This is a genomic window from Streptomyces rugosispiralis, assembly GCF_024505145.1.
GTDB classification, from domain to species: domain Bacteria; phylum Actinomycetota; class Actinomycetes; order Streptomycetales; family Streptomycetaceae; genus Streptomyces; species Streptomyces rugosispiralis.
On the sequence record NZ_JANIAA010000002.1, the window covers coordinates 451,087 to 469,189 of the forward strand.

12 protein-coding genes and 1 pseudogene are annotated in these 18,103 nt (G+C 71.4%); 7 read left to right on the top strand and 6 right to left on the bottom strand.

Annotated elements, in window-relative coordinates:
• Positions 1-5: 5 nt before the first annotated feature.
• Positions 6-1,112 carry a M20 family metallopeptidase gene (locus tag NP777_RS06120; protein ID WP_256649006.1) on the top strand — a complete coding sequence of 369 codons (1,107 nt, stop codon included), beginning with the start codon at positions 6-8 and terminating at the stop codon, positions 1,110-1,112.
• Positions 1,113-1,763: 651 nt separating this feature from the next.
• On the opposite strand, the gene NP777_RS06125 is transcribed toward NP777_RS06120, so the two are convergent.
• Complete coding sequence (locus tag NP777_RS06125; RefSeq protein WP_256649007.1) at positions 1,764-4,022, bottom strand: NACHT domain-containing protein; 2,259 nt, start codon at positions 4,020-4,022, stop codon at positions 1,764-1,766.
• Entirely contained in the window at positions 4,019-5,131 is a 1,113-nt protein-coding gene (locus NP777_RS06130) for an alpha/beta hydrolase (RefSeq protein WP_256649008.1), read from the bottom strand. Before NP777_RS06130 ends, NP777_RS06125 begins: the two co-directional genes overlap by 4 nt.
• A gap of 474 nt (positions 5,132-5,605) precedes the next feature.
• On the opposite strand from NP777_RS06130, the pseudogene NP777_RS06135 reads away from it, so the two are divergent.
• Both NP777_RS06135 and NP777_RS06140 read left to right on the top strand, forming a co-directional pair.
• Positions 5,606-7,759: pseudogene (locus tag NP777_RS06135) on the top strand (type I polyketide synthase); the annotation flags it as partial.
• Positions 7,760-8,051: 292 nt separating this feature from the next.
• A complete protein-coding gene (locus tag NP777_RS06140; protein WP_256649098.1) occupies positions 8,052-8,801 on the top strand; it encodes a thioesterase domain-containing protein in 750 nt (249 codons plus the stop codon).
• 162 nt (positions 8,802-8,963) lie between these two features.
• Here NP777_RS06140 and NP777_RS06145 read toward each other — a convergent pair whose 3' ends face one another.
• The gene (locus tag NP777_RS06145; protein WP_256649009.1) at positions 8,964-9,938 is read right to left on the bottom strand and encodes a zinc-dependent alcohol dehydrogenase; all 975 of its coding nucleotides are present in this window, start codon (positions 9,936-9,938) and stop codon (positions 8,964-8,966) included.
• Positions 9,939-10,322: 384 nt separating this feature from the next.
• Between NP777_RS06145 and NP777_RS06150 the strand changes: the two genes are divergently transcribed.
• On the top strand, positions 10,323-11,663 hold the full coding sequence (locus NP777_RS06150; RefSeq protein WP_256649010.1) for an erythromycin esterase family protein: 1,341 nt from the start codon (positions 10,323-10,325) through the stop codon (positions 11,661-11,663).
• A 146-nt stretch (positions 11,664-11,809) separates the two neighbouring features.
• On the opposite strand, the gene NP777_RS06155 is transcribed toward NP777_RS06150, so the two are convergent.
• The 3 genes from NP777_RS06155 to NP777_RS06165 form a co-directional block, all read right to left on the bottom strand.
• Positions 11,810-12,013: a ferredoxin gene (locus NP777_RS06155; protein ID WP_256649011.1), complete on the bottom strand. Its 204-nt coding sequence runs from the start codon at positions 12,011-12,013 to the stop codon at positions 11,810-11,812.
• A gap of 61 nt (positions 12,014-12,074) precedes the next feature.
• Complete coding sequence (locus NP777_RS06160; RefSeq protein ID WP_256649012.1) at positions 12,075-13,292, bottom strand: cytochrome P450; 1,218 nt, start codon at positions 13,290-13,292, stop codon at positions 12,075-12,077.
• A gap of 132 nt (positions 13,293-13,424) precedes the next feature.
• A complete protein-coding gene (locus NP777_RS06165; protein WP_256649013.1) occupies positions 13,425-14,918 on the bottom strand; it encodes an MFS transporter in 1,494 nt (497 codons plus the stop codon).
• 282 nt (positions 14,919-15,200) lie between these two features.
• Here NP777_RS06165 and NP777_RS06170 point away from each other — a divergent pair, with 282 nt between their 5' ends.
• From NP777_RS06170 to NP777_RS06180, 3 genes are all read left to right on the top strand, one after another.
• Positions 15,201-15,869 (top strand): TetR/AcrR family transcriptional regulator, encoded by a 669-nt coding sequence (locus NP777_RS06170; protein ID WP_256649014.1) that lies wholly within the window; start codon positions 15,201-15,203, stop codon positions 15,867-15,869.
• Positions 15,870-15,987: 118 nt separating this feature from the next.
• Positions 15,988-16,698 (top strand): helix-turn-helix domain-containing protein, encoded by a 711-nt coding sequence (locus NP777_RS06175; protein WP_256649015.1) that lies wholly within the window; start codon positions 15,988-15,990, stop codon positions 16,696-16,698.
• Between the two features lie 98 nt (positions 16,699-16,796).
• A complete protein-coding gene (locus tag NP777_RS06180) occupies positions 16,797-18,098 on the top strand; it encodes an MFS transporter (protein ID WP_256649016.1) in 1,302 nt (433 codons plus the stop codon).
• Positions 18,099-18,103: the final 5 nt, after the last annotated feature.

The window sequence follows — 18,103 nt, forward strand, 5'->3', positions numbered from 1 at the left end:
CCCCGATGGACGACGCGGACACCTGGCGCGGTGCGACGGACCTCGCGCGGCGGCTGGTGCGGATCGACACCCGGGGCGGCCGGGAGGCACCGGCCGCCGCACTGGTGGCGGACCGGCTGGACGGCGCGGGGTTCGACGTCCGGGTCGAGGAGCCGATACCCGGCCGGGCCAACGTCGTCGCCCGGTTCGGGCCCGCGGCGCCACGGGTGCCGGTCACCTTCACCGGACACCTGGACACCGTGCCCGCCGACCCGTCGGACTGGTCGTTCGACCCGATGAGCGGGGAGCTGCGCGACGGCCGGCTGCTCGGCCGCGGCAGCAGCGATATGAAAGCGGGCGTGGCCTGCCAGGTCGAGGCGGCGATACGGGCCGCCCGGGAAAGCCCGCGGGACACCGCCGTACAGCTGATCTTCACCTTCGGCGAGGAGACCGGCTGCCATGGGGCCGAGCGGATCGACGCGGCGTCACTCACCCCCACCGACCTGCTCATCGTGGCCGAACCGACCGGCAACCGGACCGTCCTCGGCCACAAGGGCGTGCTGTGGCTCGCCGCGACGGCCCGTGGGGTCTCCGCGCATGGATCCCGCCCGGAGCTGGGCCGCAACGCGATCGCCGGGCTCGCCGCCGCGGCGAGCAGGATCCACGGGCACCGTGACTGGCCGGTGAGCCCGACCCACGGCCCGGCCACGGTCAACATCGGCACGTTCCACGCGGGCGAGCAGCCCAACCTGGTGCCGGACCGCGCCGAGATGCGGCTGGACGTGCGCACCGTCCCCGGCTTCGGACGCGACGAGGCCATCGCGGAGATCGCCCGGCTGTGCGGCGACGCCATCGCCCTCGAACCGCTGCTGGACCTGCCCGGAGTCGCCACCGACCCGTCGGCCGCCGCCACCGCGCGAGAAATCCTGGCCCCCGGCTCCTCGGCCCACCCGGCCGAGTACGCGACCTACTTCACCGACGCCTCGGTGCTGACCGGCCGCCTCGGCGATCCGGCGGTGGTGGTGTACGGACCGGGGGACCCGGATCAGGCCCATGTCACCGATGAATCCTGCTCGCTGGCCGCCATGACCGAGTCCGCGGGGGCGATGCACCGGCTGCTGCGGCGCTCGTAGCCCGACGAGCGCGGTGCCGTCCCGGGCCCGGAACGGCACCGTCCCGGGCCCGGAGTCCGCCTCGACAGGTGCCGTGCGCTACACTGGATCTTGTCGCGGCCGCCCGAACTCGGGGCAACCGGGCGTGCGTTGGTGGTCCAAGGAAAGACATCCCGCTTCCTGCGGGGAGATGCAGGTGCAAGGCCTGCCCAGCGCTCAGAAGCCGAGCCCACTCCGTTTACGGGGTGGGCTCGCGCGGTTTCGCGGCACGCACACGCGGCGAGGCAGGGCCGACGGCGGCCTCGTGATCACCGAGGTCGCCAGTCAGGTCGGACCGCGACAAGGAGGCTCGTGGTGCGTCGGCCGGCAGTCCCGCGGACACGCTACCGGGCCGGGGAGCCGACGGCGTCGTAGCGCTGCTGGGCGGCCTCCAGCGCCGGGGTGTTGGCGCTGAACCAGCTCAGCAGCGCGCACAGTTGCTGCGCCAGACGCTTGAAGGGTGTCTTTATTGCTGCACGGTCATTGACCTGGGGCTTTGTGATCGTCCACGTATGCCATCTGTTGCCGTGGCGTCTGCGCCCGGATTTGTGCTTGTCCGCGGATTCGTGGTGGCCGGGGCAAACGCCCCCGGGTCGCCGTGGAAAGGCCTTCGATGCCTGAACGGCCGTGGTGTCACTGCTTGGTCAGCCGGTCCCGGAGCCGGGCGTGCCGGAACTGGTACACCGCGCCTGCCTGGCGCAATACGCCTCTGCTATGGGCGTCCTTCAGGAAGTCGCCCGGGTTCCTGGGCAGTCGGCCGGTCAGGGGTAACCAGATGCGGGAGAGGGTCACCCAGTGGCCCCAGGCGGTCAGGCTGAGCCCGTACGCGAGGCCGGTACCCAGCCCGCCCACGGTCGTGAACACGAACCAGGCCAGGAACTGGCCGCCGAGGCCGTAGAAGAGCCATCCCACCAGTCCGAACGTCAGCGTACTCAGGAGCGTCCGATGGACCACCGCCATGCGGTCGGTCCCGAGCAGGGCGGTGGGGCTGACCGCGGAGCGAACGGGGATCGGGTGGGCGAGGGCGACGGCCAGGCCGTAGGCGAGGCCCAGGGCGAGGCCGTAGCCGAGGCCGCCCTCGATCCCTGCCCTGAGCGAGTGTGTCAGCAGGGACGTGAATCCGCCCGGGGCTCCCAGGACCAGGCCGACTGCCAGCGGGTCCGCGAACCAGAACATGAACCCGCCCCCGAATCCGCCCGCGAACCCGATCGCCAGCCGGGGCGCGAGCCGCTGACGGAACTCCCTCATGGCGTCCGCGAATCTCAGGGGTTCGTCCGACGGCTCGCCCGTGCCGCCCGCGTACGCGAACCCCAGGGACAGCCCGCCGACGATGCCGCCCACGGCGCCGTTCAGTAGCCCGCTCAGGAGGATCGCCGCGCCGGACGCCCCCTGCAGGAGCCCGAACATGAGCGCGTTCACGAGCCAGGACACGAAGCCGAACCCGAACCCGCCCGTGAATCCGGCTGCCAGACGCGGGACGTACGTCTTGCGGGACCGCGTCGTCCCGCCGAGGATCCGCATGTGTACGCGCGACGGGTCGCGTGCCGGGCCCCCGTCCAGGAACACGTGCATCAGCCCGAAGGCCAGGCCCGCCACCAGTCCGAGGACGGCCCCGTTCGCGAGCCCGATCAGGAGCCCGCGCACAGGACCGTGGGGCCCCACGAACCCGGCCAGGAACCAGAACACGAACCCGTCCACGATTCCCAGGGGCAGCCCGGCCACCAGCCCGACGACCACCATGCGCACCGGGCGGCGAAGGGTGCTGCCCAGCTGCCACCACGCGAGGTCGGGGGTGTCGTCGAGCAGCTGGAGGTGGCGGGCAAGGTGGCCGAGCCAGTCCTGGACGCATTCGCGGTGGGCGGCGGGCCTGTCGCGGTAGACGGTGGGGATGAAGCTGTCCAGGAGGTGGTTCTCCAGAGCTTCTACGGTGGGGAAGCGGCCGGTGAGCAGCTCGCGCGGGTCATGGTCCGGGACGTCGCTGTAGACGGTGCGGGCGAGCGCGACCATCAGAGGGGTCCGCAGGGCCATGGCGGCCGGGCTTTCGGGAGTGGCACTCAGGTGTTCCAGGACCTCTTTCCACTCAGCCGTCTTGGCACCGGTGTGGGGCAGGTACGTGGTCAGATCGTGCGGGGAGAGGTCCGTCAGCTCGATCGCGGCAGCGGCCAGAACACCACCGGTCCCGGGGTATCCGTCGCCGCGGCTGGTCAGCAGTAGGGGCATCCTGGAGCTGGCGGTGTCGTTGATCTTGTCCAGTGCGGACGGCCGCAGGTCCTCGGCGATCTCGTCGAAGCCGTCCAGGACGGGCAGGATGCGGCCGCGGTCGACCAGCGCCGTGGCGAGCGTCGCGTTGCCGGAGCCGTCCGTCGCCAGACCGGGGTGGTCGCGCTCCAACTGAGCGGTCAGCCAGTCCCGCAGAGGCGTTTCGGGGTTCCAGGAACCGAGGCTGAAGATCACTGGTACGACAGACACGGGGACCGGGGCGTCCGCAGGGCCCAGCCGCTCCAGCACGAACCGGATGGCCAGGGCCGACTTTCCTGATCCCGCACGGCCCAGCACCACCAGTCGTTTGGTGGGTACCTGATCGTACAGATCCGCGATCCCCCGCAGCTCGCCTTCTGGCGGCAGCGGTCCGGCCTCCGGTGAGTTGCGTATCGTCCGCCATCGGACCGCCAGCGTGTCCGGAGCCCACAACCGCTGCCGTTCCGACTCCACCGACCACTGCATACGCAGCGCTTGGGCGAGTTCGGCCGTGGCTTCGTCCAGGGCGATGGCCGTCCTGGAGTTCGGGGGAGAGGTGATGTTGATGGTGGCGTTGACGAGGTCCCGGGCCATGACGACCGGACCGTGCGCGGTGCCGGAGAACGTGTTGTGCACGTCGCCCGGACCGGTCACGGGTGCTGCACCCGCTTCATGATCAGGCGCACGAAGTCGTTCATGCCGGCGCGCAGGCACGGGTCCTGGGCGTGTTTGCCGGTGCAGCCCTCGGCCCAGTTGCTGCCGTCGCTGTAATCCGCGAAGCGGTACGGGATCCCCGCCGCCGTCAGGTTGGCCGCGGTCGTCACGGCTGTCCTGTGGACGGCCGCCTCAGCCAGGGCCTGGATGTCCTGGTTCGGGTCGAGGGACAGGTCGCCGCCGTCGCCCGCGTACAGCGCGACGCCCATTCCGCGCAGCTTCGCTACGTGCTGGGCGGGGCTCACCTTGTTCCACGTGCCGTCCAGTGGCCACACCGGCGGACCGAAGACCGCGTCGGGTGCGGCGGTCGGTGTGCCGAAGCCCGGCAACAGCTCGCTGCCGGTGACGGCGGCACGCATCACCGCGTCCCGCATGTCCAGGTCGCCGGAGAAACTGCCCACATAGCGGAACAGCTCCGGCCGGTCCTCGGCGTAGTGGAAGGCGCCGAAGCCGCCCATCGAGTGACCGGTGATCGCCCGGCCCTGCCGGGTGGGGACGGTCCTCAGATTGGCGTCGATGAACGGGATCACCTGGTCGAGATGGAAGGTCTCCCAGTTCTGGCGGCCCCGCGAGCCGGGGTGCACCCAGTCGGTGTACCAGCCGCGGCCGCCGCCGTTGGGCGTGACGGTGATCAGCGGGACGTTCTCGGTCGCCCCCTCGGCCATGCTCAGGTACCGGACGCTGTTCGGGTACTCGCCGGCGCCGGGCAGGTCGTACAGCACGGGGTACCGGGCGTTCGCGGTGCCGCTGTATCCGGTCGGCAGGGTGACCATGATGACGTGTTCGCCGGAGACCTGGTCGGCCATCGTGTCGTAGACCGGGACCTGGGCGGTCCTGACGGTGAGGACGAAGGTGCGGTGGTTGTCGTCGGCCCATTTCGGCTGGCTGATGACAGTGAGGCCGTGGCCGTTGGCGAAGTGCGGCGGGGCTGTCGCCGTGGGGGCGGTGGCGGCCTGGGCCGGCGCTGCGAGGAACAGCCCCATGAGGGCGGCGAGGCCGAGGAGTACGGGGGACCGCCCTCGTAAGACGGCCTTGGACAGCATCTTCATACGATGTCTCTCATTGTGCGGGCAGGCCCGGCTGAGGCGCACACCGGCATCGTGTGCCGGGAGCACCATCAGCGCGCAGCGGTGCGATCCGGTACTGAGGTGACTGGGCCGAGGTGGACCTCAGATGTTGAGGCAGTCTGCCGCATGGTGTCAATCGCCTTGTGTGGTGAAAAAGTTGACATGTCGTGAGGAAATCGTCAAATACAGGACTGTGGCGGGTCCATGGCGGTCAATAGGAGAAGGACAATAAGGCATACCGGAGCCCGGAGGTGTTTGTGGAAACGATCGCGGTGGAACTGCTCATGGCCTTCTCGGGAAGTACGGCGAGCGCAGCGGGGGGCAGCAGGCGAGGCAGTCGTTGCGCGGGCTGGTGATGCGGCGCCCCCAGGGTGGTGAAGAGGCTGGTGGGCGACGGAAGTTGGCAGCGCTGGACGAGGAGCCGGAGAGCGCGGAACGAGCCCTGGGCGTTGGCGCGTGCACTTGCCGTACGGTCCGGGGACCGGACCGTACGGGCGACTGGCCGCCCACGGGCTGCGTTACGGTCCCGCCTTCCGGGGCATGCGCGCCGCCTGGAGGCACGGACAGGAGTTGTACGCCGACGTCGCGCTGCCCGAAGCGGCCCGGTCGCCGCGCCCGGAGCGGGACGGCCCGGAGTTCGTCCTGCATCCCGCGCTGCTCGACGCGGCCCTGCACGCGCTGGCCCTGGACGGCCTCGCCGGAGACGGTTCCGGGGCAGCCGGTCCGGCGGCCGGCGGGTTGTCCCTGCCGTTCGCCTTCAGCGGCGTGCGCGTGCACACCACCGGCGTACGGCGCTTGCGGGTACGGGCGGCCCCCGGGCCCGACGGGCAGGCCGGAGTGGAGCTGACCGACGAGACGGGCTCACCGGTGGCGACGGTCCGTTCGCTGACGCTCCGGCCCCTACCGCGTACCGGCTCAAGCCCGGCGGGCGCGGTCACCGGCGCTCTCCACCGGACGGACTGGGTGCCTCTGGCCGAGCCGCCCGCACCCGTGGCGATGCCCCGCTGGGGGGTCCTGGGCACGGCGGGCACACCGCTGGTGGACGCCCTCGCGCCCACGGGTTCCGGCGTCCCGGTCTACCGCGGCCCGGCGGCGTGCGAGGCGTCGTCGGCCGTCGTCGTGGCACCGTGCCCACCGCCTGACACGACCGGCGGCGCGCGGGACCGGGCTGCCGGGTTGCTGCGGGCGGCGGACCGGGCGCTGGGGCTTGTGCGGGAGTGGCTCGCCGAGCCGCACCTGTCCCGCTCCCGTCTCGTTTTCGTGACGTCCGGTGCCGTCACTTCGGCGGGCGACGGTTCGCCCATGGACGGTGCCGCCGGTCGCGGGAGTGACGGCCGGTCCGGCGAGAGCGCGTCCGTACCCTTGCACACCCCGGTGTGGGGACTGGTCCGCTCGGCCCTGTGCGAGAACCCGGGCCGCTTCGCCCTGATCGACGTGGACGGGCACCCCGACTCCTGGAGTGCCCTGCCCGCCCTGCTGGCCGCCCCGGTACCGGAGGCAGCCGTACGCCGGGGGACGGCGTACGTGCCGAAGCTGGTGCCACTGGCCAAGGCGGCACCGGAGCCGCTGAGGCGACGGCCGCTCGACCCGGAGGGCACGGTCCTGGTCACCGGCGGCACCGGTTCCCTGGGCATGCTGGTGGCGCGGCACCTGGTCACCGTCCACGGCGTCCGTCATCTGCTGCTCGCCGGCCGACGCGGGCCCGATGCTCCGGGGGCCCGGGAACTCGTCGCGGAGCTGTGTGAGGCGGGCGCCCAGGTGACCGTTCGCACCTGTGACGTCGCGGACCGGACCGCGCTCGCCACCCTGCTCGACTCGGTACCGGCGGCCCATCCGCTGACCGGCGTCGTACACACCGCGGGGGTGCTGGACGACGGCGTCGTCACGGCGCTCACCACCGACCGTCTGCGACGGGTGCTGCGCCCCAAGGCGGACGCCGCGCTCGCTCTGCATGAACTGACTTGCGGTCACGACGTGGCCTCGTTCGCGTTGTTCTCCTCGGTGGCGGGCGCCTTCGGCTCCGCGGGCCAGGCCAACTACGCCGCGGCCAACTGCGTGCTGGACGCCCTGGCACGACACCGCGGTCGGCTCGGACTGCCCGGTACGTCGATCGTCTGGGGCCCCTGGCGGCAGGACGACGGCATGACGGCGCACCTCGGCGACGCGGACCGGCAGCGGATGGCCCGTTCCGGGTTCGGCCCGCTCGGGCCGGAAGAGGGCCTGGCCCTCTTCGACGCCGCCGTGGCCGGTGACGAACCCGTGGTGGTGGCGGCCCGCCTCGCCCCGGCCGCTCCCCGCGGCGGCGAACCAGCGGCGAACCGGTTCCGGACTCCCGCTGCCGACGCGGGCGGCACGGGCGGGCACCGGCTCGACCGGGCGCTGGCGGCTGCTTCCCCCGCCGAGCGGGGCGGGGTGCCGCTCAAGGTGGTCCGGACCCTGGCGGCCCGCGTCCTGGGCCATGCGGAGGAGGTGGGCGAGATCGACGAGGACGCCCTGCCGGCGGACCTGCGGATGGACTCCCTGGCCGCGGTCGAGCTGCGCGATGAGCTCGCGGCGTGGACGGGGCTGACACTGCCGTCCACGCTGCTGTTCGACTTCCCGACGCCACGTGCCCTCGCCACCGAGCTGACGCGGCGACATGCCGCCGAGGCAACTCCCGCGGGCGCCACGCCCGACGGCCCGGCACGGCCTGATGAGACCGTCGGCCCGCCGGGCTCCCCGGGCCGACCGGCGGACGACGGAGCGGGGGACGGTCCGGAGGGTAACCCGGCGGGGTCCGGAGGCGGGCGCTCCGCCGGACGCCCGGGTGCGGGCCGCCGGCGCACCGCACGCCGGGGGAGTTCCGGACTCCCTGGGCGCGCTCTTCCGTGCCGCATGCGCCCGGGGACGCGTCTGGGACGGCATGGTGCTCCTCACCGTCGCCGCGCGCCTGCGCCCGGTCTTCGACAGGGCCGGGGCCCCCGATGCGACACACGAACCCGTCGTGCTCGCGGCGGGCGGCACGGGGGCCCGGCTGGTCTGTTCCCCCGCCCTCAGCGCGGTGTCCGGACCGCGGGAGTACGCGCGCCTCGGTGCCGGGCTGCACGGGCTGCGGCCGGTTTCCGCGGTGCGGCTCCCGGGGTTCGAGCCCCCGGAGGCCCTGCCCGCCACACTGGACGCTCTCGTCACCGCCCAGGCCATCGCCGTCCGCGCGGCCGCGGCCGAAGGCCCCCCGGTACTGCTGGGGCGGTCGGCCGGTGGCTGGGTGGCCCATGCCGTGGCCGAGCGCCTGGAGTCCGAGGGCGCCGCCCCGGCGGCCGTCGTCCTGGTGGACACCTATCCCCGCGGTCACGGCGACCGGGGCGAGGCGCTCTCCGCGATGACGTCGGACATGCTGCGCCGGGCGGCGGAATTCGCCTCCGCCGGCCCTGACCGGCTCACCGCCATGGCCGGGTACTTCGAGCTCTTCAGCGGCTGGAAACCCGCGCCGCTCGCCTGCCCCACTCTGTATGTACGAGCCCGGGACCGACTGCCGGGCGCCGAACCCGCCCCTGACTGGAGCCTGCCGCACGCCGAGGTCATCGTGGACGGGGACCACTTCACCATGCTGGAGGAACACGCCCGTACCACCGCACTCGCCATCCACCAGTGGCTGAGGGCCGGCCCGGTCTGAGGACGTCCTGGGCGAGGCGCGGGTGCGGGCGTGGACGGGCTCCGTCTTGTGTACCCGGCGCCCGGCGGCACGCGTCGATCACACCGGTGTCGTGGAACCGTGAGTCCGCGCACTCAGCCGGCCGCCGCGCCGCGCGAACTGCTGGCGGCCTGGCATATCAGCTCAGGGGAGGGTGAGGAGCACCTTGCCGCGCGGTCCCGTGGAGTCCTTGAGCATGCTCAGGGCTCGGTCGGCCTGCGAGAGCGGGAAGCTATGAGTGATGAGGAAACCGGGCTCGACCTGGCCGGAGTTGAGCAGCGACACGGTCTCCCGCCAGGCGGACGAGGTGTAGGAGAAGCTGCCCAGGACGGTCAGGTCCGCGTTCACCAGATCGTCGATCCGCAGGGCGGCGGTACGCCCGTGCCCGGCGACGCCGAGCAGGAGGACGGTGCCGCCCCGGCGGGCGGTGGCGAGCGCGGTCTCGACGGCGGCCGGGGCGCCGGCCGCCTCCACGACCACGTCGAAGTCCGTTCCCGCCTCTTTGGGGGTGAGGGCGAACCGGGACGCGCCGGCGGCGGTGACGAGATCGGCCTGGTCGGGGCGGAGTCCGAGCACGCAGACCTCGACGGGCGACCAGAGGCGGAGCAGATGGGCGGCGAGCAGCCCGATCGTGCCGTCCCCGATCACGAGGGCGCGCAGGCCCGGCACGGGCGCGACCCGGCGCAGGCCGCGCAGCACGACGGCCATGGGCTCGGTCAGGGCCGCCGCCGCCAGGTCGACCTCCGGCGCGAGTGGATGAAGCAACGAGGACGGCACCAGGACTTCGTCGGCGGCCGCTCCCGGCCGGGTGAAGCCCACCTCGTCGTACGTCTCGCACAAGTTGGTGGCGCCACGGCGGCAGGAACGGCAACCGCCGCACGGGATGATCCCCTCACCGACCACCGGCGTGCCGTCGGAGAGCACCCCTGACCATTCGTGCCCGAGCACCAGCGGGTAGCTGGCGTAGGCAGGGTCCAGGCCTCCGTCGATCAGTTCCAGGTCAGTGCCGCAGAGGCCCACCGCCCGTGGGAAGACCACGACTTCGTCGGCGCGCGGTTCGGCCGATGGACATTCGGCCAGGACGACAGCACCGGGCCGGTCGACACGGAGGACACGCATGTTCATTCTCCTGATCCCGAGGGGGCGAGGGATGGTCTGGGGCACAGAGCGGCGCGGAGATCTGGCCGGCGGGTCTGCCTCAACCTCGGCCCCGGCACGCGGTACCTGCTCATCGGCGACCACGACATTGAGCAGATCTGCCTCACCCTCCACACCGACCTGGAGCGGTATTACCCCCACACCGTGGACATACGCCGGTACGTGGCCACAGGACACCCTCTGCGCTGCCCGCGCATCCGCGAGTCGTCTTGTTCCGCATGGCCGGTGCCGCGCGCCCGGGTGGTCCATGAGGAAGGCCCCCGGTCTCGCCCTGTGGCTGTCCGTACCCCGGTACGGAGGACGGCGGGATGGTCCATCGCCCGCTCGGCACGCAAGCCTTGGATCATGACATGGCATCGGACCACTATCGTCCTGACCCTGCTCATGGCCTTCGGCGCCGCGGCTCCCGTCGCTCCGGCCGCAGCGTCACCGGCCACGTCACCCGCCGCCTCCGTCGTCGACGCGCTCGACCACGGCGCGCACCCTCTGAGGACCGTTGAACCGGGTGGTGACACCGGCGATCTGCGCGCCCTCGACCGGATGATCGGCGGCGCCCGGGTCGTCGGCCTGGGCGAGGCCACCCACAGTTCTCATGACTTCTTCGCCCTCAAGGCCCGCGTCCTGCGTCATCTCGTCGAGGAGAGGGGCTTCCGGACCTTCGCCCTGGAGGCCCCCTGGAGCACCGGCCTGCGCCTCAACGAGTATGTGCTCCACGGCAAAGGCGATCTCCGGGACATCATGCGGGAGGAGTTCCAGCGTGACTACCTGTGGTGGAACAACACCGACTATCTCGAGCTCCTCCAGTGGATGCGGGCGTACAACGTCCAACACCTGGACGACCCCGTCCGGTTCATGGGTGACGACATCGCCTGGACCGGACCCGAGGTGTACGACGAGATCGCGGACTACGTGGCCGCCACCGATCCCGGGTCGAGCCCACGCCTCGCCGCGCTCTACCGCGGTCTGCGGCCCGACGTGCCGGCCGGTACATACATCGAACGGTATCTGAACAAGCCGTACCCCGAACGCCGGGAGATGGCCCAACGCACGGGCGAGGCACTGATGTTGGTGAAGCGCCAGGTGCCGAAGACCAGCGGCGAGGCGTACACCTGGGCCGTCCAGCAGGCGACCGCGATCGACCGGACCGCCCGCCAGTACGCCTTCGACTTCGACGATCCCGCCCAGGTCGCGCGGTCCATGCGCTACCGCGACCAGGAGATGGCCGCCAACGTCGTGTGGTGGCAGCGGCACACCGGAACCAAGGTGCTGCTGTCGGCGCACGACGCCCATGTCGGCTACGAGTCGAGCGACCCGGCTCACTACCCGAGGACGCAGGGCGCCTTCCTGCGCGAGAGGCTCGGCCGCGGCTATCTGAGCGTCGGCCTGACCTTCGACCAGGGCTCGTTCAATGCCACAGGACCGGATGACGCCATCCACCGCTGGACTCTGGGCCCCGCGGGACCGGGCACCAACGAGCGAACCCTGGACCGGGTCCACCTCCGCGACTACATCATCGACCTGCGCACGGTCGGTTCACCAGCCCATGAGTGGCTGACCCGTGCCCGGCCGACCCGCACCGTCGGCACCGGCTACCCGGACGGGCCGTACGACATCGCCCTCGCTCCCACACACGACGTCCTGATCCACCTCCACCGGGTGACGGCCGCGCGGCTTCGGGACCGGTAGACGGACCGTGGCGATGGTCCGGCGGCCCAGTGGCGGCGACCGCCGCGACGGAGCTGCCGGAGGACACGGCGGCTGATCGCCCGCACCGCCCCTTCCGCGGGGCGGTGCGGGCGCACGCCGCTCGACGCGCGGCGTGGAACGACGTCTTACGACGGCCTCTCGTCGAGTGTGATCGCGGCCGCGGGGCACACGGCCGCCGCTTCCCGGACGTCGGACCGCTGGTCCTCGGCGGGCTCGGGGGTGAGCAGGACGACGATGCCGTCCTCATCCCGTTGGTCGAACACCTCCGGCGCGATCAGTACGCACTGACCGGCGCCGCAGCACTTGGCCTCGTCCACATGGACCTTCATGTGATTCCTCGCTTTCTGCCGTCTTCTCCCGCTGTCTCGTGGGCGGGGTGTTTACGCGGGCTCACCAGCCCACGGGCACCGTGCGCAGGCCGCCGACGAGCAGACCCTCGACCCGCTGCAACTCCTGTGCGGGCACGGCCAGCCGGAGTGTCGGCAGCTTCCGCAGCAGGACGTCGAGGACGACCTGGAGTTCGGAGCGGGCCAGGGTCTGGCCGAGACAGGAATGCGGCCCGGCGCCGAAGGTCAGATGCGGATTCGGGGAGCGGCCGAGGTCCATCTCGTCCGGATCGGCGAAGACCCGCTCATCACGGTTGGCGGCGGGCATGCTGCAGATGACGGTGGTCCCGCCGGGCAGGAGCCGGCCGTCCAGGGCGACGTCCTCACCGAGGTAGCGACGCAGCCCGAAGCCCAGGTTGGCGTCGAAGCGCAGCGCTTCGTCGACCGCGGTGCGCACCAGGGAGGGGTCGGCCAGCAGCCGCTCCCACCGGGTGCGGTCGGCGAGCAGCATCGAGACCATCTTGCCGATCATGTTCGCGGTGGTCTCGTGCCCGGCGACGAGCAGCGCCACCCCGGTGTGCAGCAACTGGTCGTCGGACAGCCCCTCGCCCTCTTCCGCGCTCTCCGCGATCAGCATGCTGAGCAGGTCCTCGCCCGGCTCGGCGTGCTTGGCCGCGATGAGCGTGGCCATGTACTGGTTGAGTTCGGTGTGCGCGGCCCGGGTCTCGTCCGTCGTATAGCGGGAGACGTTCAAGAACGCGTCGGACCAGTAGGAGAAGCGGTCCCTGTCCCCGGCGGGCACGCCCAGGAGATCGCAGATCACATAGACCGGGAACGGGAAGCCGAGCGCGGCCTTGAGGTCGGCGGGCTGTCCGTGCTCGACCATGTCCTCGACGAGTGACTCCGCGATGCTCACCATGCCGGGGCGCAGCGCCGTCATGCGCTTGGCGGTGAGGTACTTGCCCACCTGGCGTCGCCACCGCTGATGGGGTTCACCCCGGTCGGGGATGGCCAGCGAGGTGTCGCCGTTGGCCGCCGGGCCGCCCGCGCCGTCGGGGGCGATCCGGGCGGCGTTGTCCGTGGCGGTCGGGCGGCTGAAACGGGCGTCGGACAGCAGGCTTTTGACGTCGTCGTAGCGGGTCAGATAGGTGGCCTTGTCGCCGCTGGGGAGTTCGGCGGTGGCCATCGGGCACCGCTCGCGCAGCCGCTGCCACTCGGCCGGGGGGTCCAGCGGGCCGTCGCCGGTCAGCGGCAGACGGATGTCCGGGTCGTGTCGGCTCATATGAGACCTCCTGGTGGGGGTTGGGTGTTCCGGTCGGAGGACGCGGGTCACCCCCCGGGCGCCGGGGCGCGATGACCTGCGCCGGGGGAGGGGCACGGGGACGCCATGGGGCCGCCGCTGGATGCGGGGGCGCTAGATCTTGGGGGCGGGCACGTCCATGAGTGCGGACGGCTCGGCGGTCTCGCGGACGGCCGGGTCCGAGGTGGGCAGCGGATGCCGGCGGGGGATGAACGCGGCCACCACGAAGGAGAGGAGGGAGGCTCCGGCGCCGATGGCCATGATGACCTTGAAGCTGTTCTCCGAGGGCAGTGGGTGGCCCGCGAAGTCGGTGGTCAGCTGCGCCAGGATGACCCCGGCGACGGCGCTGGCGGTAGAGGTGCCGATGGAGCGCATCAGGGTGTTGAGGCTGTTGGCGGCGGCCGTCTCGGACGGATCCACCGCGCCCATGATGAGCGAGGGCATCGCACCGTAGGCGAAGCCCACCCCGGCGCCGATGACGCAGGACACCAGGACGAGCTGCCACACCTCGGACATCATCACGATGTTCAGGCCGTATCCGGCCGCCACTATCAGGGCGCCGGCCATCAGGGTGGTCTTCGGTCCCTTGGCGGCGGAAAGGGCCGCGGACACCGGCGCGCAGGCCATCATCACCAGGCCCTGCGGGGCCATGACCAGGCCGACGGTCAGCATCGACTTGCCCAGCCCGTAGCCGGTCGCCTCGGGCAGTTGCAGGAGCTGCGGAAGGACGAGGGACATCGCGAACATCGAGAAGCCGAAGGCCATCGAGGCGATGTTGGTCACCAGCACCTGGCGGCGGGCGGTGGTGCGCAGGTCGACCAGGGGTGCGGCGATCCGCAGCTCGTAGCAGCCCCAGCCCACCAGTACGACGACGGCCGCGGCGAACAGGCCGAGCGTGGTGCCGCTGCCCCAGCCCCAGTCGGCGCCCTTGGAGATCGCCAGCAGCAGACACACCAGACCCACGGCCATCCCGACGGCGCCCACCCCGTCGAACCGGCCGCCCGTGCGGACCCCGGACTCCGGGACGAGGGCGAAGACCAGACAGGTGCCGATGGCGCCGATGGCGGCCGAGGCCCAGAACAGCGTGTGCCAGTGGAAGTTGTCGGCGATGAACGCGGCGGCGGGCAGGCCGAGGGCGCCGCCGATGCCGAGGGACGCGCTCATCATGGCGGTGGCGGTGCCGAGCCGTTCGGCCGGCAGTTCATCGCGCATGATGCTGATGCCGAGCGGGATGACACCGGCGGCCAGGCCCTGTAGCACCCGCCCGACGATCATCGACGTCAGGGAGTCGGACAGCGCGCACAGGACGGCCCCGGCCACCAGCAGGACCAGGCTGAGGAGCAGCATGCGGCGCTTGCCGTACATATCGCCGAGGCGGCCGACGACCGGGGTGGCGACCGCGGCGGCCAGCAGGGTGGCGGTGATCGCCCAGGCGGCGTCCGCGGCGTCGGCGTGCAGCAGCGTCGGCAGCTCGGGGACGATCGGGATCACCACGGTCTGCATCAGCGAGACCACGATCCCGGCGAAGGCCAGCACCGCCACGACGACGTTCGGTTTCGGCGGCGCGGGTTCCCCGCTTCTGACGGGCTGGGCGAGGGCGTCGGGCATGGCGAGGGGCCTCCGAATAGCGGAAGTGGCGGACCGCCTGGCCGTTGGCGCGCTGTCGGACGGTCCGACGGTCCGACCGAGCAAAATTTAACTCAGTCGAGTGATTTAATTCGACTGTAGCAGAGCCCCCGGACGCGGCGGGGCATGCCGGCGATCAGCTCACGGCATCCCTGGTCAGTAGGCTGGTCCGGCTCGCCTCTCGCCGTCCCGGTGGAGGACCCACGACGGTTTCGGGACCGGCCGTCGCGGATGCGGTACGCGGTCCCGGTGAGGTGGCGGACGATGTCGGGCAGAGGGCTCCGGGAGGCGCAGGTCGAGGCGACCCGGGCGGCGATCCTGGACGCCGCGGAACGGCTGTTCGCCGAGCACGGGGTGCATACGGTCTCCAACCGTCAGATCAGCATCGCCGCGGGGCAGGGAAACACCGGAGCCGTCGGCTATCACTTCGGCACCAAGACCGACCTCGTCCGGGCGATCGCCGGCAGGCACGCGGAGGCCATCGCGGAGATCCGCACCCGCGTACTGGCCGAGGCCGGCGACTTCACCTGCGTCCGGGACTGGGCGGCCTGTACGGTGCGTCCCGTCACCGAGCACATGGCGGCCCTGGGAACCCCCTCCTGGTTCGCCCGGTTCAACGCCCAGGTGTCGGTCGACCCAGCGCTGTTCGAGGTGATGATGGACCAGGACGCCCTGGTCTCCGCGTCACGGGAACAGTTGCGGGAGGTCATCGACCGGTTCCTCCCGGATCTGCCTCATCAGGTGGTCGCCGTACGGGTGCTGATGGCCCGTCACCTGATCGTGCAGATGTGTGTCGAGACCGAGCGGGCCCTCGCGGAGGGTTCTCCCACGGCCCGTCTCAACTGGGAGGACACCGCCTCCGACCTGGCCGATGCGATCACCGCCCTGTGGGAGGCGCCTGTTTCGCGGCGCCCGGGAGGCGCGGCGGACTGAGCGCGAGGGGGCTCCGGCGTCAGTTCGCCACGCCGTACCGCGCCCTGAGAGGAAGGGGGTCGGTGACCTCCACCTCGGGAGCGGGGCGCGACCGACGCACGCCCGTTCATCGCTGTTGATGCCCGGCGTCAATGAGATGAACGCCAAGGGGTTGTTTTTCAGCATGGTGAAGGTCTTCAATATGTCGCAGCGCATACGCCAACAGGGACAGGTGGAGACTGTGCACGACAACAACGCATCGATGCCGGACGGCCGGCCGGATCTCGATGTGATGGTCACCACGGTCGGCCTGCAGATCAAGGCCCTGCGCAAGCAGGCGGGTCTGACCCTGGACGAGCTCAGCCGTCGTTCCGGCATCAGCACCGGACTGATCAGCCAGGTCGAGCGGGGCAAAGGCAACCCCTCCTTCGCCAGCCTGGTGCAGATCGCCCACGGTCTGGACGTCCCCATCGGGCGTCTGCTGCACGTCGCCGAGCAGATCAGCCCGGTGGTCCGTGCCGATGAGCGCCGCAGCCTGGACTTCCACGGCTCGGACCCGGGGGACGGCGCCCGCTACGAACTGCTCACTCCGTCCCTCAACGGTGCTCTGGAGGTCCTCTGGGTGGTCACCCAGCCGGGCCACGACACCAGCGCCACCGCCTTCTGCCACAACGGCGAGGAGTTCGGCACCGTGCTCTCCGGTGTGAAGGACGTCTATCTCGACGGCGTCCGTCACCGGCTCGAAGCGGGTGACTCCATCACGTACTCCTCCAGCATTCCGCACTGGTATGTCAACCCTGGTGACGAGCCCGCCACCTCGATCTGGGTCATCACTCCGCCCAGCTGGTAGGCCTGGTCTCGCGCCTCCCTCAACGCCCCGGCCTCACAGGTCCGGGCGCCGGTACCGCACGGCCTCGTCCCGTGCGCCTCCCTACGAGGTGCCCCCGCATGGCATCACTCATCGGCAGAACCCCTGTCGCCACCAAAAGCCCCGTCTCACACCGCCGCGCTCTGCTGGCCCTCGGCGGCGGCAACGCCGTCGAGTGGTACGACTGGATGGTCTACGGTCTGCTGGCCTCCTACATCGGGCCGCTCTACTTCCCCTCGGACAGTTCCGTCTCCGAGACCATGTCCGCGCTGGCCGTCTTCGCGGTCGGCTTCGCCGCCCGGCCGCTGGGCGCGATCGTCTTCGGCACCCTGGCCGACCGGATGGGCCGACGTGCCGTCATGCTCTTCTCCGTCGGCTCGATGGTGCTCAGCAGCGTGATCATCACCGTGCTGCCCAGCCATGAGAGCATCGGCCTCTGGGCCGGAGTCATCCTGCTGGCCAGCCGGATCCTGCAGGGGCTGTCCACCGGCATCGAGTCCCCGCTCAATTCCGCGTACATCGTGGAACTGGCGCCCGAGGGCAGGACCGCCCGGTTCGGCAGCGTCATCAGCACTTATGTGCAGGTCGGCATCGTCGGCGCCTCGCTGGTCTGCTTCCTGACCACTTCCATGGTCGCCCCGGACGCCATGGCTTCCTGGGGCTGGCGCATCCCGTTCGGTGTCGGCGCCGTCGGCGGCCTGGTCTTCCTCTGGCTGCGCCGTGCCCTGCCGGAGACCCTGCGCACCGCGGGCGAGAGGCAGGCCGAGCCGGCCCGGGTGGGCCAGGTCTGGGCCGAGGTCTGGCAGCACCGGCTGGCGCTTCTGACGATCGTCTTCGTCGTGGCCGGTGCCCAGGCGATCCAGTACACCTGGACCACCGGACTGCCGAACCTGGCCCGTTCGGCCTATCAGGAGGACCCGGACACGGTCTTCCTGGTCTCCACCCTCGCCGGGATCTGCGTCGCCGCGCTCTACCCGTTCGTCGGCCGGCTCGCCGACCGCAAGCGGATCTCCCGCACCTTCATCGCCTCCCGGCTCGCCGTGGTGCCGCTGGTCTTCGTCGTGCTCGCCTACCAGCGGCCCGGCATGGCGATGTTCACCGTGGTGATGCTGGCCGGTGCCCCGGTGCTCGCCTTCACCATGGCCCTGTACAACACGGTCGCGGCCACCTTGATGCCGACCAGTTGCCGGGTCACCGGTGTCGGCCTCGGCTACGCGATCGGCGTGGCCGGCTTCGGCGGCACCGCCCCCTATCTCCTGCTGTGGTTCCAGGACCTGGGCGCCGACTGGGCGTTCCCCGTCTACGGCGCGGTCCTCTGCCTGCTCAGCGTCCTGTTCTATGGGTCCGTCCTCCGCCGCGGCGCCGTCCGTGTCGGGAGCTGAAAGGA

What these genes read in the sequence shown, in the direction of transcription:
- NP777_RS06165 (WP_256649013.1), bottom strand. Translation starts at nt 14,918, where the DNA reads ATGCCCGACGCCCTCGCCCAGCCCGTCAGAAGCGGGGAACCCGCGCCG.
- NP777_RS06170 (WP_256649014.1), top strand. Translation starts at nt 15,201, where the DNA reads ATGTCGGGCAGAGGGCTCCGGGAGGCGCAGGTCGAGGCGACCCGGGCG.
- NP777_RS06160 (WP_256649012.1), bottom strand. Translation starts at nt 13,292, where the DNA reads ATGAGCCGACACGACCCGGACATCCGTCTGCCGCTGACCGGCGACGGC.
- NP777_RS06150 (WP_256649010.1), top strand. Translation starts at nt 10,323, where the DNA reads ATGACATGGCATCGGACCACTATCGTCCTGACCCTGCTCATGGCCTTC.
- NP777_RS06120 (WP_256649006.1), top strand. Translation starts at nt 6, where the DNA reads ATGGACGACGCGGACACCTGGCGCGGTGCGACGGACCTCGCGCGGCGG.
- NP777_RS06130 (WP_256649008.1), bottom strand. Translation starts at nt 5,131, where the DNA reads ATGAAGATGCTGTCCAAGGCCGTCTTACGAGGGCGGTCCCCCGTACTC.
- NP777_RS06180 (WP_256649016.1), top strand. Translation starts at nt 16,797, where the DNA reads ATGGCATCACTCATCGGCAGAACCCCTGTCGCCACCAAAAGCCCCGTC.
- NP777_RS06145 (WP_256649009.1), bottom strand. Translation starts at nt 9,938, where the DNA reads ATGCGTGTCCTCCGTGTCGACCGGCCCGGTGCTGTCGTCCTGGCCGAA.
- NP777_RS06175 (WP_256649015.1), top strand. Translation starts at nt 15,988, where the DNA reads ATGCCCGGCGTCAATGAGATGAACGCCAAGGGGTTGTTTTTCAGCATG.
- NP777_RS06140 (WP_256649098.1), top strand. Translation starts at nt 8,052, where the DNA reads ATGGTGCTCCTCACCGTCGCCGCGCGCCTGCGCCCGGTCTTCGACAGG.
- NP777_RS06155 (WP_256649011.1), bottom strand. Translation starts at nt 12,013, where the DNA reads ATGAAGGTCCATGTGGACGAGGCCAAGTGCTGCGGCGCCGGTCAGTGC.